Origin of the sequence: Cryocola sp. 340MFSha3.1 (genome assembly GCF_000383315.1) — a bacterium.
Taxonomy (GTDB): Bacteria; Actinomycetota; Actinomycetes; order Actinomycetales; family Microbacteriaceae; genus Leifsonia.
Map to the genome: position 1 here is coordinate 598775 of NZ_KB911087.1, position 15855 is coordinate 614629.

Consider the following 15855-nt stretch of genomic DNA (forward strand, 5'->3'; position numbering starts at 1 on the left):
CGTCCTCATCGTGCTCTGGGTGATCCTCGCGATCGTCGGCTTCGCCATCAAGGGGCTGTTGTGGCTGGGGATCATCGGCATCGTGCTGGTGATCGCGACCCTGGTGATCGGCCTGGTGCGGCGCTCGACGCTGGCCAAGCGCAACCGCACCTGAGAGGTCGCCGCCATACCGCCACGATCGTGATGGGCGGCGTAGAATCGGCGACACAGCGTCCCGGACCCAGGCGCGACTCGCAACGATTCGGGGCCCGCAATGTCGCAACTGTCTCCACGCTCGACGGGCCTCCAGCCCACGGGCGTACGCTCGTCCGCCACACGTTCGACCGGACGCGACGGGGGCTACTCCGAGCTCGCGACGATGGTCCGCGAGGCCGGTCTCCTGCACCGTCGCTACGGCTACTACTGGACCAAACTCATACTGGTCCCCGTCGTCACCGCGACCATGATCGCGGCGTTCCTCATCATCGGCAACAGCTGGTGGCAGCTCGTCACCGCCGTGGTGTTCGCGTTCGTCTTCACGCAGATCGCCTTCCTCGGCCACGACGCCGCCCACCGGCAGATCTTCCGGTCCGGCCGCTGGAACGACTGGATCTGCCTCATCGTCGGCGACCTGTTCGTCGGGATGAGCTACGGCTGGTGGCAGCACAAGCACACGCGGCACCACGCCAATCCCAACCAGGAGGGCGCCGATCCCGACATCGAGCTGCCGGTGATGTCCTTCACGCCGGCTCAAGTGGAGGCGAAACGCTCCCGGCCGGTGCGCTGGCTGATCGGACACCAGGGCTGGTTCTTCTTCCCCATCCTGCTTCTCGAAGGTCTGTCGCTGCACGCTTCGAGCGTTCGGCGGGTGTTCGCGCGCGGTGAGCTGCGGCGCCGGGCCGTGGAGGTGTCGTTCCTCGCGGTCCGCATCCTCGGTTACTTGGCCCTCGTGCTCCTGGTCCTCCCGCCGGGAAAGGCGGCCGCGTTCCTCGGCGTTCAGCTGGGACTGTTCGGCTTCTACATGGGGATGTCGTTCGCGCCGAACCACAAGGGGATGCCGCTGGTGCCGCACGACATGAAGCTCGACTTCCTCCGCCGACAGGTGCTGATGAGTCGCAACATCCGGGGCGGACGCACCATCGACTTCCTGATGGGCGGGCTCAACTACCAGATCGAGCACCACCTGTTCCCCTCGATGCCGCGCCCGCACCTGCGCCGGGCCGCACCGATGATCCGCGCCTTCTGCGACGCTAACGGCACCCGCTACACCGAGACGGGCCTCCTGCAGTCGTACGCGATCGTCACGCGCCACATCAACCAGGTCGGCCTCGGAGACAAGGACCCGTTCAGCTGCCCGCTCCTGGAGCTGCGGCAGGTCGCGTCGAAGACGGAGTGACGGCCGCGTTGCGACATCACGTCACCAGTCGATACGCGGAGCAACGACTGACGAGTCGGCGGCGCTGGCGGGTGCGACGGCGGCTCGATCAGGGTCGGTGCGTGGCATCGACGGCGGACGCGGACGCATGGCCCGATCGCGCCACGCCCGAGACGTTCGCACGGTTGGAGGCGGCCGCGCGACGAATCGTCGGGTCCCGCGCTCGGGTCATCGCCGAGCAGCCGGACGGCATCCCAGTGATCCGCGTCCTCCCGCACCGGCAGGGCGCTCGCTCCGTGACCCTTATCGCCGACCAGTGGATCGTGCTGGAAGTCGAGAGCGGAGGCGGCGGTCGGTGGGAGCTCACCTACGACGAATCCGGCATCAGCTTCGCGGAGAAGGCCATCGAGGCCGTCGCCGCCGGTCGCATACGGGAATGGGTCGGCCCCGGGCGATCGCGCGTGGAGCTGACATTCGACGACGGCTCCGTTCACGTCGAGACCGGACGTCGGGGAATTCGGGGCGTGCTTCCCGGGCGTCTCAGATCGACCGATTCGGAGGACCTTCGACGCTACTGACGTCTCGGTGACGCCGGCCGCACTCGGACCGCCTCCAGCGCCGCCAGGGTTTCACCCGACGCCCGGTACCCCTGCGGGAGCAGGCCGCCCGACCACGCCGAACTCAAGCTCAGTTGCAGCGCCACCACGCCACCCCCTGTGTCGACTTTCGAGCGGAGGACGTATCGCGGCAGGGCGCTCTCCGTCGCCGAGCGCTCCAGCGGACCCAGTTCGCTCCACGGGAGCAAGGCCAGCATGCGGGGAGCCTCGCCGGGATCGCCGCCCGCCCAGGCCGAGATGCCGCTCTCATCCACGACGACGCCGACGAAGTACGGGATGTCCTGGTACCGGATGCCGAGCGCGTCGACGTCGACGAGGTCGCGGAAGTCATCCCGCCGCGCCGTCAACACCTCCGCATCCGGATACCGGCGATGCAGTGCGGCCCGGCACCGAAAGTTCTGCAAGCCCCACACGCCGGTCACCACGACGGTTGCGAGCAGTCCCCCACCGAGAATGACGGCCCCGAGCGTCAGCCCCGCCGATGATCCGAGCGACGACGTACCCACACGATTCACGGCGGCGACCACCGCAGAGACGAGGCCCACGAGCACGAGAGCCCCATACGCCGACCACGCGGTCACGACTCGACGACGCACGCTCTTCCTCCCCGCTGCATCCCTGCCGAACCCTACCGAGTCGCGACCTCTGCCCACCACTCGACACGAAGTGCGCAACGACTCACAGTTCGGCGACGGGATGGGACTCCTCCGACGCGAGGACTCTCTGGTGCAGTGCGCGAAGGGCTTCGACGGCGTGGAGTCCCCAGTGGGTTCGCAAGTCGAACCGCCATTCCCAGAGGACGTCCTCCCTCGGGTTTCCTGATTCGAGGGCATCCAGCCCGCTCCGAAGTTCCCGCCAGATGTCAGCCAGCGCATCAGCCAGCGAGAGGTTCACGGGAGCCTCCTTGACGATGCTCGTCGTGGTCCAGTAGTCGTCCCAGTCGCCAAGTACAGCCTGCACGGCCTTCATCGTGGAGAGCCAGACCTCGTGCGGGATGCCATCAGGTTCCGGCGCGTCGTGCGCTCTCACAGGAATCGGCGGAATCCGATAGGCCAGCGTGACCACGCCCTAAGGTCCAGACTTCCGGCAGGTCAAGCGAACCCTTGAGTTCAGCTAGTGCCCAGTCCCACCCGCGCCTGTCAACGGACGCCGCGAATGCGTCGGCTTCTGACCTTTCTGGGAAGGAAAGCCCCCGCATGTGGCCGGTCTGGTCGCGGGCTTGCACTCTCCATGAAGTTGTCTTGCCGGAACGACTGACTCGTGGAGTTACGCTTGCCATGCCTCACCATCTCTGGCCCTTACGGGGCCTGCGCAGAGTTGGCGAGCCGCGGCGAGCGTTATACAAGCGGAAGCTCGTTGTTTGTCGCCGAGTCCGTCAGGGCTCCGTTGAAGTTGCAGTTGTCGAAGATACACCCGCCGAACCGAGCACCCGTCAGATCCGCTTGTTCAAAGCTGGCCCGGAAAAAGCTTGTAGAGCCGCCTGCTTCCCGCAGGTTTGCCCCTTGGAAGTCGCCCCCAACGCTTGTTTCGTTGAAGCTGGCACCAAGGAAATCGGCGCCGACAAACTCTCCGGTCAGGCTAGAGGAATTGAAGTGAGCGTACGTGAAATCGGCTGAGGCCGCTGACACCTCGGTGAGTTGGGCGACGTGAAAGGTACATCGCACCCACCGTGATCCTGCAAGTTTTGCTTCCTGCATCTGGGTGCCGGTCGTCCTTGCGGATTTCAACTCGCCGGACACTCCAGCATCAGTGTTAGACAAGTCGGCTGCGCGCAATATTGTGAGGTTGAGGATCGACCCGCTCAGTTTGGCCCCGCTTAGATCGGCGCCTGTCAAATCCGCCCTGAACAGGGTGCAACCTTGCAGATTCGCGTTCGCTAGCTGAGCGTTTGGGATATACACCCCACTCAGATCGGTTCCGGCTAAATCAGCGGGCGGGTAGCCGTCCGCGACCGATCCGCGGCGAGCGATCACTCTAACAGCGGCATCAAGGTCAATTGGCAGCGGCGCGAAGGTCTGCTGGTCCTCGTCATAACGCTGTACTGCACGCGCTCGCACAAAGGCGCAAAGCACGTCGCTGATGGCCGCACGGTCGCGATTCGACTCGCGCATGATCCTTTCCAGCGCGTAGACACCGCCCGTTCGAACTTCCGCGTACTCCGAGCCAAGGTTGACGATCGCCGCCGAGTAGCGATCAGTCCGATTCGAGTCTTCATTGAGGGCATGACGCCGAGCCGTGTAGTAGAGCGAGATGACGGCGATTAGACCGCCCAGCACCAGGAGCACGCTTCGCCGTTCTTCCGACACTGCGCCAGCCCACTGCTCAGCGCTCAATCCCGTATTGACGGTCCAAGCGACAATCCAGGACGGCAGGGGGCCGATCGCGCCGAGCAGAGCGACGACTAACAAGCCCCCTACGGCCCATCTCGCCCATGCAGACCGAGGAAGAAGCAAACGCATGGCAGAAAACCTATCTGACCTCGGCTGCGACGCACCGCAAATGGACCCTCTATATCCCCTGATACCCGCTGTCGACATCGCCGTTCATTCGAACATATGTTCTAATGCTCGTGTGACGCGCCCGAAGCCTATCCGCTGCGACAGGGACACCTGGCTAGTGATGCGCGATGATCCGGCGGTGCCCAAAGCGGCGATTCGCCGCTACACCGACAAGCGCGGCACCGACCAATAGTTGGTGATCCGCTGGGACCCGGACCCAGCAGAGCGTCGCCTCATGGCCATCTGCGAATCGCTTGACCGCGCTGACGATTTAGAGAGATACGACAACAACGTTCCCCACGGATACTGGGACGGGGCACCCAATCCGAATCCGGGCGGATGAGATTATGCGCGGCCCGCGTCGATGTCGGCCAGAAGACGGCGCATGCCTTCGATAGCAGCTTCGCGTGTTGGCTCGACCCAGGACAGATACGGCTGGCCTTCTGCAAGCGCGACGTACTCCCCCGTGTCCTTATCTCGGATAACGGTGATCCGCTCATCGAGAGTTAGCATCAGCTCTTACCTCCGTCCCTCAGTATCGCTCTTATCCACTGCCTTCAACACCTGTTTTACCTGATAGTTCTTAGCTTTTCCCTTATCGGACTGAATATTGACCCTCGGCTCTCCCTCCCAGGGGGTCTTGAATACCGCGTGAGAGGTTCCGCTTTGGGTCGGCTTACCGAAGTAGTGCTGACACACCTTGTAGAGGTCGCTGTAAGCGGTGTTGTTCGGAGCGCGACGCATCCGAGCGATTAGGTCTGCGACGCTTGCTCCCACGCCGCCGATGCTATCCCACCCTCAAACAGTGCCATGTGGAGTGTTCTAGCCGGACGCGACGAGATAGGTAGGCGCGGCGCACGCTTCGCCGCCCCAAATGACACGGTGTGTGGCCGCCAGAATCGTAATGTTCACGTCGTCCGTAGCCCCGTTGATCGAGTAGCGGAACGAAACGCTAGTGCCCGTTAGTGAGGCAGGGGCGCGGAAGCTCGCAGACGCCCCCGATTGGGTCAGCGTCGTGGTTGGTCCGCTCACCTGAGTCCAAACAGGTGTGCCGCCAGCGTCGCCGCCAGACCCGGTGAGCTGCACCAACGCGCCCGGTTCGACGTTGAGCAGATCCGTACCCGCTGATACAGGAGTGGCGGAGCGGACCTCCAACCGCGCAAGCTGCCCGTTGTGTGGGATCGCATAGGGGATGCGGCGCGGTGAGATCCTCGGGCTCCTAGGGCGGACGTGAATCTCGAACGCGGCACCATTACCGTGCGTCACAATCGAACGAACGCCGGGACTGCTCTCGTGGTGAACGCGCCTATGGCGAACGCCGGCCGACGCACCGTGAGCTAGGACGAAACCGTGGGCCGGGTGCTGCTGGAATGGCGGCTTAGGGAGCGCGCTGAGGCTGACACGCTGGGCAGCAAATGGCAGGACACGGGCTACGTCTTCACTTATGAAGACGGCCGACCCCTTTTACCGCAGTACGTGAGTAGAACGTTCGACAAGTTGCGGGAGCAGGCGGGGCTTCCTCCCATGACCTTCCACGGATTGCGTCACGAGAGCGCTTCGCTCCTACTCGCGAATGGGGCGGACATCGCTTTGGTGCCGAAAATGCTGGGCCATGCTTCCGTCGCAATCACGTCCGACCTGTACACACACCTCATCGGCAGGGCAGATCGCGAAGCTTCGGCGAAAGCGGCCGCATCCATCCCCCGAGGGGCCGTTGCACACAGAGTGCACACAGGACAGGCCTAAATCGCCCAGGAACGGGTTAAATGCAGAAAGCCCCGGTCAGACTATTTTCGTCTGACCGGGGCTTTCCTTTGGTGCGCCCCCAGGGACTTGAACCCTGAACCCATTGATTAAGAGTCAATTGCTCTGCCGATTGAGCTAGAGGCGCATCCGATCCGGTTACCCGAACCGAGGCTCAACATTAGCATCCGTTTCGCGGTTCTCGCCAATCGAGGATCGCTCGGGTCAGCGGAGCTCCTTCCGGGGCATCACGACCTCTTTGATGATGAGGATGATGCCCGCCGAGATCGGGATGGCGACGAGCGCACCGGGCAGACCGAACAGCGTGGAGCCGGCGAGCGCCGAGATCAGGACGACCGATCCGGGCACCTGCACCGCCTTTCCCATCACCCGCGGCGTGAGGATGTACGCCTCCACCTGCATATAGACGAGCATCAGCACGAGCACCACCACGCCGCTGACGGGCGAGTGGATGAACGCGAGCACCGACATGACAGCGGTCGTCAGCACCGTCCCGATGAGCGGGATGAGCGTGATGAAGAACGCGGCGAGCGCGATGAGGAACGCACCGGGGACGCCGGTGGCGAGAAGCAGGATGAGGCTGAAGACCGAATTGCAGAACGCCAGCACGACCATCCCGCTCAGGTACTTGCCGAAGTTCTGCAGGATGCGCTCGGCGTAGCTCTCGAACCGGTCGCGGTGCGAGCGGCGCACCAGCCGGTACGCGGCCTGCTTGGTGGAGTCGTAGGAGGCGATGAAGTAGATCGTGAGGATGGCGATGAAGAAGCCGGTCGTGACCGCGTTCAGCACAGACAGGCCGAATCCGACGAGCCCGTTGCCGATGGTCGCCCAGGTCTGCGGGTCCTGCACCTGCTGCGAGATCCAGGAGACGACCTGGCCGACGACCCCGTTGCTCGCCTCGTTGACGGTGTCGAACCAGCCCTCCGCCCGCAGCTTCGTGATCTCCTGCGGGACGGCCGTGGCCAGGAAGGAGACCTGCTGGACGATGAGCGGCACCACCACCCAGATGATCGCGACCAGCACGGCGACGATGATGAGGATGACGGTGGTGATCGCCCAGCCGCGCCGCATCCCGCGCCGCTGGAACCAGCGGATCAGCGGGTCGAGCCCGACGGTCGCGAACATCGCGAGGAAGACCGAGAAGATGATCGAGCGCAGGCCGTACAGCATGAAACCGGTCGCGACCGCGCCGATCGCACCGAGCGCGATCAGGTAGCCGAACAGGAACGGGCTTCGGCGCATCAGTGGCTCGGGAGCAGCGGCGGCGGCACGCTCCCGCGCGCTCACGGGTCGCCGGATGAAACGCATGGTGCCTCCGCTCCGCCCCGCAGGGCTACCGCGAGCGTATTGGAGGCGGTGCCGGGCAACAAGCGCCGGCGTGGGATGGCGACGCCGGCGACGTGCCGAGCGGGTGTCAGAGCATGTCGTCGAACGGGCGGTTGTCCCGTTCCTCGGTCGAACCGTCCGCCACTTCGGCCGCCGGCTTCCGCGGCGCCAGCTGCGCGGTCATCTCCCGCAGCCGCGCGACCAGCTCCTCGTCTTCGATCTCGACCCCCACGAGCTCCACCGGTTCGCTCACGATCTGGCTCGCGGGCCCGACGAGCAGCTCCACCTTGTCGGTCTCCCCCTGCATGGTGCGGCCCGGCACGAAGACCGTGTCGGCGATGCCGTGCCGTGCGAGAGCCCGCGCGTAGTCCATCAGCGCTTCCGCGAGCGCATCCCCGGTGTAGAACGTTGAGCCTGCGTACACGATCTTTCGCATGTTTCCACAGGTACCCTCGGCCACGTCCCCTGCCAAGGCCGCGACGCTAGGCTCGGATCGTGCCCGACACCACATCCACCGCCCTCGCCGCCGACCTCGACCTCGCCCTCCGGCTCGCAGAGGAGGCCGACCGCATCTCGCTGGAGCACTTCCTCGACCGCGACCTGCACGTCGAGACGAAGCCCGACCGCTCACCGGTGACCGAGGCGGACCTCGCCGTCGAGCGCGCCATCCGCGAGACGATCGCCGCCGAGCGGCCGGAGGACGGCATCCTCGGCGAGGAGTACGGCACGGAAGGCGACACGACCCGTCAGTGGATCGTCGACCCGATCGACGGCACCGCCAACTATCTGCGGGGCGTGCCGGTCTGGGGCACGCTGATCGCCCTCGCCGTCGACGGCGTCCCACGCGTCGGCGTGGTCAGCTCCCCCGCGCTGGGCCGGCGCTGGTGGGCAGTGACCGGTGGCGGCGCATGGACGACGGATGCGCCCGGCGCCGAGCCACGCCGCATCCGTGTCTCCGGGGTCGCCGACCTGGAACACGCGTCGCTGAGCTTCCAGAGCATCGCCCAGTGGGACGAAGCCGGCTACCTCGACCGCCTCATCGCCCTGACCCGCCGCATCTGGCGCGACCGCGCGTACGGCGACATGTGGTCGTACATGCTGCTGGCCGAGGGTCTGGTGGATGCGGTGGCCGAGTTCGGCGTGAAGACGTACGACCTCGCCGCGCTCATCCCGATCGTGGAGGAGGCCGGCGGAACGTTCACGTCAGTCGACGGCACGCCCGGCCCGGGCAACGGGTCGTCGCTCGCCTCGAACGGACTGCTGCACCCGGCCCTGCTGGAATCGCTCGCCGACGCCGGGCCGCTCGCCTAGGCTGACCACGATGAGCGCACAGACACCCACGACGACGGAGCCACTGGTCCACATCGCGAACTTCCGGATGGACTTCGGGCGCACGACGGTGATCCGCGATCTGTCGTTCGACATCAATCGCGGCGAGACGTTCGGCTTCCTCGGCAGCAACGGCTCGGGCAAGACCACGACCATCCGGGCACTCCTCGGCATCTACCAGCCGACGGCGGGTGTGCTGCACATCGACGGCAAGCCGTTCAGCCCGGAGGCCGGCGAGCGCCTCGGCTACCTGCCGGAGGAGCGTGGGCTCTACAAGAAGGAGTCCGTGATCGACGTGATGGTCTACTTCGGCCGGCTCAAGGGCCTCGGCGCCGAGCAGGCCAGGCGGTGGTCCCGCTCCTACCTCGAACGCGTGGGGATCGGCGACAAGGAGAAGGTGCGGCTCGACAAGCTCTCCGGCGGCCAGCAGCAGAAGGTACAGCTGGGCGTGACGATCATGAACGATCCGGAGCTGCTCATCCTCGACGAGCCGACCAAGGGCTTCGACCCCGTCAACCGCCGCCTGCTGATGGACATCATCGACGACCAGAAGCGCGCAGGCTCCACCGTCATGATGGTGACCCACCAGATGGAGGAGGTCGAGCGTCTCTGCGACCGCGTCATCCTGCTGAAGGACGGCGGCGCGCGCGCCTACGGCACGGTCGAGGAAGTGCAGGACCAGTTCGGCGGCACGATCGTCCAGATGGACCACAACGCCGACCGCCTGCCCGAGTCCTCCGCGTACCGCATCCTGTCCGACGAGAGCGGCCATGCCGAATTGGAGGCCGTCGACGGTGTCGACCCGGCCGCCATCCTACGGGGGCTTGTGGATGCGGGCGTTCCCGTCTCCCGCTTCTCCCCCACCCGGAAGTCGCTCGACGACATCTTCGTCGAGGTCTACGGCGCCGAGAGCCGCGAGGAGGACTGAGCATGGCCCGCCACAATCTGAGCACCGTCATCTCGTTCGAGTTCCGCCGCACCATCACGAAGCGGCGGTTCTGGGCGATCACGCTCATCATCCCGATCCTCGTCTTCGGCCTCGGCGGCCTGATCATCGCCTCGAACGTGTCGACCGCGAACACCGCCGACCAGCAGAAGAACTCGCGCTTCGAGTTCCTGTACACCGACGACTCCGGTCTCATCGACGCGACCATCGCCAAGGAGTACGGCGGCACCCAGATCGCCTCCGAGGCAGAGGGGGTCGAGGAGGTGCAGATCGGCGGGACTCCCGCCTACTTCGCATACCCCGCCGATCCCGCGAAGCAGACCGTGCGCGTCTACGGCGAGGACTCCGGCGTCTTCCAGAACAGCAAGTACTCGGCCGTCGCCGAGTCGCTCCTCTCGGCGAGCGTCGAGCAGAAACTGGACAGCCCGACCGATGTCGCCGTGCTCCGCGGGGATGTGAAGACCTCCACCACCACGTTCGCGGACGGCAAGCGGGCACCCGGCTTCGAGGCGATCCTCCCGGCCCTCGTGTTCCTGGCCGCCTTCTTCATCGTCATCGTGTTCCTCGGCAACCAGATGCTCAACTCGACGCTGGAAGAGAAGGAGAATCGCGTCACGGAGATGATCCTGACGACGATCAACCCGACGAACCTGCTTCTCGGCAAGGTCATCTCGCTCTTCGCGATCGGCATCATCCAGCTGGCGGTGTTCGCGCTGCCCATGCTCATCGGGTACCTGTTCTTCCGAGACCAGCTGCAACTGCCGAACTTCGACCTCAGCGGGCTCGTGTTCGATCCGCAGAAGATGATCGTCGGCGCGCTCATCCTGATCGGCGGGTTCGCCCTGTTCACCGGAACGCTGGTGGCCGTCGGCGCCGTCATGCCGACGGCGAAGGATGCGGCCCCGGTGTTCTCGGTGGTGATCTTCGCCGTCGTCATCCCGCTGTACGCGTCCGGCTTCGCGATCAGCTCCCCGAACTCGCCGATCGTGCAGTTGCTCGCCTACTTCCCGTACACGGCCCCCATCACGGCGCTGATCCTGAACGCGTTCGGGTCGCTGCCGCTGTGGCAGGCGATCATCATCATCGTCGAGCTGTTCGTGCTCTCCGTGATCGTGCTGCGCATCGCCGTGAGGCTGTTCCGGTACGGATCGATCGAGTACTCGAGCAAGGTGCGGATCCGGGATGTGCTGGGCCGCCGCACAGACCGCGTCGAGACGACCCAGCCTGCGAGAGGCGCCTGATGCGCGCCGTCGTCGTGCCGGAGCCGGGCGAGGCCGACGCGCTGACCATCGCCGAGCGGACCGATCCGGTCCCCGCGGCCGGCGAGGTCCGGATCCGCGTCACGGCCGCCGGGCTCAACGGCGCCGATTTGAGCCAGCGGCGCGGGTACTATCCCTCACCGCCCGGCGCTCCCGACTGGCCGGGGCTCGAAGTCTCGGGCGTCGTGGATGCGGTCGGCGACGGCGTCGACGCCTGGCAGGTCGGCGACCGCGTCTGCGCCCTGCTCCCGGGCGGCGGCTACGCCGAACTGGTGACTGTCGACGCCGGCCTGGTCCTTCCCGTGCCCGACACGGTCGACCTGGTCGAGGCGGCCGGACTGCCCGAGGTCGCCGCAACCGTCTGGTCGAACGTCTTCGCGCTCGGAAAGCTCGCTGCCGGAGAGGCCCTGCTCGTCCACGGCGGGTCGAGCGGCATCGGGACCATGGCGATCCAGCTGGGCCGCGCACTCGGCGCTGATGTCATCGCTACAGCGGGCAGCGAGGAGAAGGCGGCGTTCTGCCGGGAGGTGGGTGCGCACGCCGCAGTCGACTACCGCACCCAGGACTTCGTCGAGGCCGCTCGGGCCTTCACCGACGGCCGCGGGGTGGATGTGGTGCTCGACATCGTCGGCGGCGCGTACATCGCCCGCGACCTGGACGCTCTCGCGACGGGTGGCCGCATCCTGTCCATCGCCGTCCGCGATCGAACTCCCGCCGCCGTCGACATGGGGCTGCTCATGCGGAAGCGCGCGAGCATCCACGGCACCACGCTGCGCGCCCGGCCGCTCGCCGAGCGCGTCGCGATCATCGCCGCCGTGCGTGCGAACGTGTGGCCGCTGCTGGCCGACGGCCGCGTGCGCCCGGTCATCGACTCGGTGTTCCCGCTGGAGGATGCGTCGGCCGCGCACCGGCGGATGGAGTCGTCGGCCCACCGCGGGAAGATCCTGCTGCGCGTCGGCTGACCGCATCCACCGCTCCCGCCAGCATCGCGCCGATCGCGTAGGCCACCAGGTCCGTCCACTGGAAGGTCGTTCCGAGCACCAGCGCGACGGCCGGAACGGTGTCCGCCAGAGCTGCGGGCACCCCGGTCAGCTGGAACAGCTCGACGGCTGCGCACACGGCGAAGGCGGCAACGGCCACAGCCACTGCGGACGCACGTGGAGCGAGGACCGCGATCACGACCACGATGAGTGCGCCGTAGAGCGCGTCGCCGACGAAGGCCGCGACCGCTCCGTCCATCCCGCGCGCCACGGTGAGTCCGACGACGACAAGCGCGACGCCGACGCAGGCAAGCGCGATACGACGTCTCATGACGCGAGGCTAACGGGACCTGCGCTCCCGCCGCGTCATCCGTGCGGCGCAACCCCGTCCGTCGGTGGGAGGATCGGAGCATGACCGACGACGCCCTCACCGACGACGCCCTCAATTCCCTCCCGAAGGCCGAACTGCACCTCCACATCGAGGGGACGCTGGAGCCGGAGCTCGCGTTCGAGCTCGCCGCCCGCAACGGCATCGACCTCCCCTACGCGACGGTCGAGGAGCTGTCGGCGCAGTACGACTTCGACGACCTGCAGTCGTTCCTCAACCTCTACTACGCGACGATGGCCGTACTCCGCACCCGCGAGGACTTCGCGGAGCTGACGCGTCGCTACCTCCGCCGCGCGCACGCGCAGGGAGTCCGCCACGCCGAACTGTTCTTCGACCCGCAGGCGCACACGTCGCGCGGTGTCGCGTTCGACGACGTCGTGGACGGCATCGGCGACGCCCTGGATGAGGCCGAGCGCGATCTCGGGATGTCCGGGGGCCTCATCCTGTGCTTCCTGCGCGATCAGCCGGTCGACTCCGCCGAGGAGGCTTTGACCGCCGGGCTCCGCCGCACGGACCGCATCGTCGGTGTCGGACTCGACTCCGCCGAGGTCGGCTACCCGCCGTCGCTGTTCGAGAGCGTTTACGCCCGCGCCCGCGCCGCCGGCCTGCACGCGGTCGCCCACGCCGGCGAGGAGGGCCCGCCCGCGTACGTGCGGGAGGCGCTCGACCTGCTGCATGCCGAGCGCATCGACCACGGCATCCGCTCGATCGAGGATCCGGAGCTCGTCGCGCGGCTGGCCGAGGAGCGCATCCCGCTCACCGTGTGCCCCCTCTCGAACGTTCGCCTGCAGGCGACGCCGGACCTCCGCGACCACCCCCTGCACCGGCTGGATGCGGCGGGCGTCCGCGTCACCGTGAACTCCGACGACCCCGCGTACTTCGGCGGCTACGTCGGGCAGAACTTCGCCGCGGTCCGGGATGCGCTGGGCCTCTCCGCGGATCAGGCCCGCCGGTTCGCCCGCACCTCGATCGAGGCGTCATTCGCGTCGGACTCCCGCAAGGCGGAGCTCCTCGCCGAGCTGGACGGCTGGAACGCGTGACCCGCCAGGATGTGCGCACGGCCGACGGCCGAGCCCTCCGCTTCTTCGACACGGGCGGTGCGCCGGACGCCCCGGTGCTCGTCTGGCACCATGGCACGCCGCAGACGGGTGCTGTGATCGCCCCGGTGGCCGCTGCCGCCGAGGCGCGCGGGATGCGCGTGCTCTCCGTCACGCGGCCCGGCTATCCCGGCTCGGACGTCCGCCCTGGGCGTTCGATCGCGGATGCGGCGCTCGACATCCTCGCCGTGGCCGACCTCCTCGGCGTGGAGCGGTTCGTCACCGTCGGCGCGTCCGGGGGCGGCCCGCATGCTCTCGCGCTGGGCGCCCTCGAACCGGAACGGGTGGCCGCGATCGTCACCCTCGCCGGCCTCTCCCCCTTCGACGGCTCCCCCGATTGGTTCTCCGGGATGGCGTCCCCCGACGCCCTGCGCGCCGCCCTCTCCGGCCGCGAGGCCCGGCTGGCGTACGCCGAGACCGCCGAGTTCGATCCCGAGTCCTTCACCTCGCGCGACTACGACGCGTTGAACGCCGACTGGGGTCCGCTCGGGGCCGACGCGGGCGCCGGAGCCGCGGAGGGCCCGGCGGGCGAGGCCGACGACGACATCGCCTACGTCTCGCCGTGGGGCTTCGATCTGCGTGCGGTCCGGCCCCCGGTCCTCCTCGTGCAGGGCGGCTCCGATCGCGTCGTCCCACCCCAGCACGCGGCCTCCCTCCTCGAACGCCTCCCCGACGCCGAGCTGTGGATCCGCCCGCGCGCTGGCCACATCTCGGTGCTGACGGCCCTCGGCGTGACGCTCGACTGGGCGCTGGCCCAGGCGTCGGCGTAGCCACCCACCGCGGACGGCGCCCGACCGGCCCGACCCCCTGTGGGTAGACTCGTCCTGCCCCCACCTTCGACGGAGTGACATGTCTACGCGCAGCGCACGTGTGGCTCGCGGCCTCATCGCCGCCGGCTTCGCGACTTTCGTCGCCGCGCTGTTCCACGTCGCGGGCGGAGGGCTGCCGCCGAGTGCGGTGGCGTTGACACTGAGCCTGGTGTTCTCGGGGCTCGGCTGCATCGTCCTCGCCGGCAAGCGGTCGGCGCTGTGGCGGTCGGCCTCGTCGGTCGCGCTCAGCCAGTTCCTGTTCCACGCGCTGTTCTCGTTGAGCCCATCCGCGCACTTCGCGGGAGCGACCGGCCACCTCCATCCCGGGTCGCACCTCACGATGGTGACGGACGGTGCGGCAGCGTCGCCGATGTCCGCCATGTCGCTCAGCGGATCGTGGATGTGGCTGGCCCACGCCGCCGCCGCCCTCCTCACCCTCGCAGCGCTCCGGTACGGCGAGCGCGTGTTCGTGGCCGTCTCCGAGTTCACCGCCTTCTCGCTGCGGCGGCTGCTGACCGCGGTCGCCGTCGTCGATGTGCCGGTGGCGCAGACACGCGTCGAGACGGTCCCGGTGATCCTCCCCGATCGCACGGTCGTGCTCGGGCGCCTCCGTCACCGGGGGCCTCCGGCGCTGATGGGCCCGGCCTGAGCTCTCCGCTCCCCCGCCGGGCAGAGGTCTGCCGCGTCTCGCGGTTCTCCCACCCATCTGCCTACCCGGCCGCAGCACGCGGTCGAGAATCGGACCCTTCTCATGAACACGCGTTTCCTCACGGGCGCGGCCGCCACCGTGGCCGCCGCCGCCCTCGCCCTCTCGTTCCCCCTCGCCGCCAGCGCCCACGTCCGGGTGAATCCGGAACAGGCTCAGCCGGGCAGCTACGCCACGCTGACGTTCAAGGTGCCCACCGAGTCCGCCACCGCCGGCACGGTCAAGCTCGAGGTGGATCTCCCCACCGCCACCCCGTTCACCTCCGTCTCCTACCAGCCGCTCACCGGCTGGACGACCCAGGTCGTCACCGAGAAGCTCGCGAAGCCGGTGAAGACGGATGACGGCACCATCACGGAGGCGCCGGTGAAGGTCATCTGGACGGCGAGCCCCGGCGTGCAGGTCGCACCGGGCGAGTTCCAGCAGTTCGTCATCTCGGCGGGGGCGGTCCCCGACACCGGCAGCATCCTGCTGCCCACCCAGCAGACCTACTCCGACGGCACGGTCGTGGACTGGGATGAGAAGACCCCCGCCGACGGGAAAGAGCCGGAGCACCCGGCCCCGACCCTCTACGTCACGGACGCGCCGCCCGCGGAGGACGGCGCCGCAGGTCCGCTGATGACGAGCACACCGGCCGCGCCTGCGCCGACGGCGTCGTCCGCGGCCAGCGACGCCGTCGCGATCGGTCTCGGGATCGGCGGGCTCGCGCTGGGTGCGATCGCCCTGGTCGTGGCGGTGTTCGCCCTCACGCGCCGCGGCACGGCGACGAGCCCGCGGGGCTGACA

The 15855-nt window shown here is 67.7% G+C and carries 18 protein-coding genes and 1 tRNA gene; 11 read left to right on the forward strand and 8 right to left on the reverse strand.

The annotated features are described in order from the left end of the window. Positions 1-253: 253 nt before the first annotated feature. Positions 254-1375: a fatty acid desaturase family protein gene (locus H284_RS0102860; RefSeq protein ID WP_020075078.1), complete on the forward strand. Its 1122-nt coding sequence runs from the start codon at positions 254-256 to the stop codon at positions 1373-1375. A gap of 101 nt (positions 1376-1476) precedes the next feature. After that, positions 1477-1932: a hypothetical protein gene (locus H284_RS0102865; protein WP_020075079.1), complete on the forward strand. Its 456-nt coding sequence runs from the start codon at positions 1477-1479 to the stop codon at positions 1930-1932. Here the strand turns inward: H284_RS0102865 and H284_RS0102870 are convergent. From H284_RS0102870 to H284_RS20830, 4 genes are all read right to left on the reverse strand, one after another. Next, positions 1926-2567 carry a hypothetical protein gene (locus H284_RS0102870; protein ID WP_155885439.1) on the reverse strand — a complete coding sequence of 214 codons (642 nt, stop codon included), beginning with the start codon at positions 2565-2567 and terminating at the stop codon, positions 1926-1928. The genes H284_RS0102865 and H284_RS0102870 overlap by 7 nt on opposite strands. Before the next feature lie 82 nt (positions 2568-2649). Continuing rightward, on the reverse strand, positions 2650-3036 hold the full coding sequence (locus H284_RS0102875; protein WP_020075081.1) for a DUF5063 domain-containing protein: 387 nt from the start codon (positions 3034-3036) through the stop codon (positions 2650-2652). Positions 3037-3308: 272 nt separating this feature from the next. Next, entirely contained in the window at positions 3309-4379 is a 1071-nt protein-coding gene (locus H284_RS20640; protein WP_196802818.1) for a pentapeptide repeat-containing protein, read from the reverse strand. Between the two features lie 435 nt (positions 4380-4814). Next, entirely contained in the window at positions 4815-4982 is a 168-nt protein-coding gene (locus H284_RS20830) for a hypothetical protein (RefSeq protein ID WP_020075082.1), read from the reverse strand. An 846-nt stretch (positions 4983-5828) separates the two neighbouring features. Here H284_RS20830 and H284_RS21290 point away from each other — a divergent pair. Further along, positions 5829-6215: a tyrosine-type recombinase/integrase gene (locus H284_RS21290; RefSeq protein WP_020075083.1), complete on the forward strand. Its 387-nt coding sequence runs from the start codon at positions 5829-5831 to the stop codon at positions 6213-6215. 69 nt (positions 6216-6284) lie between these two features. Here the strand turns inward: H284_RS21290 and H284_RS0102890 are convergent. The 3 genes from H284_RS0102890 to H284_RS0102900 all read right to left on the reverse strand — a co-directional run bounded on the left by H284_RS0102890 (position 6285) and on the right by H284_RS0102900 (position 7995). Then, positions 6285-6360: transfer RNA gene (locus H284_RS0102890), tRNA-Lys, on the reverse strand. A gap of 77 nt (positions 6361-6437) precedes the next feature. Then, a complete protein-coding gene (locus H284_RS0102895; RefSeq protein WP_018190541.1) occupies positions 6438-7541 on the reverse strand; it encodes an AI-2E family transporter in 1104 nt (367 codons plus the stop codon). A 106-nt stretch (positions 7542-7647) separates the two neighbouring features. Further along, positions 7648-7995 carry a hypothetical protein gene (locus H284_RS0102900; RefSeq protein ID WP_020075084.1) on the reverse strand — a complete coding sequence of 116 codons (348 nt, stop codon included), beginning with the start codon at positions 7993-7995 and terminating at the stop codon, positions 7648-7650. 59 nt (positions 7996-8054) lie between these two features. Between H284_RS0102900 and H284_RS0102905 the strand changes: the two genes are divergently transcribed. Genes H284_RS0102905 through H284_RS0102920 form a run of 4 tightly spaced genes read left to right on the forward strand, consistent with a single transcriptional unit; the run spans position 8055 to position 12055 of the window. After that, a complete protein-coding gene (locus tag H284_RS0102905; protein WP_018190539.1) occupies positions 8055-8870 on the forward strand; it encodes an inositol monophosphatase family protein in 816 nt (271 codons plus the stop codon). A gap of 10 nt (positions 8871-8880) precedes the next feature. Continuing rightward, on the forward strand, positions 8881-9816 hold the full coding sequence (locus H284_RS0102910) for an ABC transporter ATP-binding protein (protein WP_020075085.1): 936 nt from the start codon (positions 8881-8883) through the stop codon (positions 9814-9816). 2 nt (positions 9817-9818) lie between these two features. Further along, positions 9819-11075, forward strand: a complete 1257-nt coding sequence (locus tag H284_RS0102915) for an ABC transporter permease (protein ID WP_020075086.1) — start codon at positions 9819-9821, stop codon at positions 11073-11075. Further along, positions 11075-12055 (forward strand): NAD(P)H-quinone oxidoreductase, encoded by a 981-nt coding sequence (locus tag H284_RS0102920; RefSeq protein WP_020075087.1) that lies wholly within the window; start codon positions 11075-11077, stop codon positions 12053-12055. Before H284_RS0102915 ends, H284_RS0102920 begins: the two co-directional genes overlap by 1 nt. On the opposite strand, the gene H284_RS20650 is transcribed toward H284_RS0102920, so the two are convergent. Next, a complete protein-coding gene (locus H284_RS20650; protein WP_081630366.1) occupies positions 11958-12404 on the reverse strand; it encodes a ribosomal maturation YjgA family protein in 447 nt (148 codons plus the stop codon). The genes H284_RS0102920 and H284_RS20650 overlap by 98 nt on opposite strands. A gap of 80 nt (positions 12405-12484) precedes the next feature. On the opposite strand from H284_RS20650, the gene H284_RS0102925 reads away from it, so the two are divergent. From H284_RS0102925 to H284_RS0102940, 4 genes are all read left to right on the forward strand, one after another. Next, the gene (locus tag H284_RS0102925) at positions 12485-13501 is read left to right on the forward strand and encodes an adenosine deaminase (protein ID WP_020075088.1); all 1017 of its coding nucleotides are present in this window, start codon (positions 12485-12487) and stop codon (positions 13499-13501) included. Continuing rightward, positions 13498-14328, forward strand: coding sequence for an alpha/beta fold hydrolase (locus H284_RS0102930; protein ID WP_020075089.1), 831 nt, complete (start codon positions 13498-13500; stop codon positions 14326-14328). Before H284_RS0102925 ends, H284_RS0102930 begins: the two co-directional genes overlap by 4 nt. A gap of 79 nt (positions 14329-14407) precedes the next feature. Next, positions 14408-15016 carry a hypothetical protein gene (locus H284_RS0102935; protein WP_231371054.1) on the forward strand — a complete coding sequence of 203 codons (609 nt, stop codon included), beginning with the start codon at positions 14408-14410 and terminating at the stop codon, positions 15014-15016. Between the two features lie 102 nt (positions 15017-15118). After that, a complete protein-coding gene (locus tag H284_RS0102940) occupies positions 15119-15853 on the forward strand; it encodes a YcnI family copper-binding membrane protein (RefSeq protein ID WP_020075091.1) in 735 nt (244 codons plus the stop codon). Positions 15854-15855: the final 2 nt, after the last annotated feature.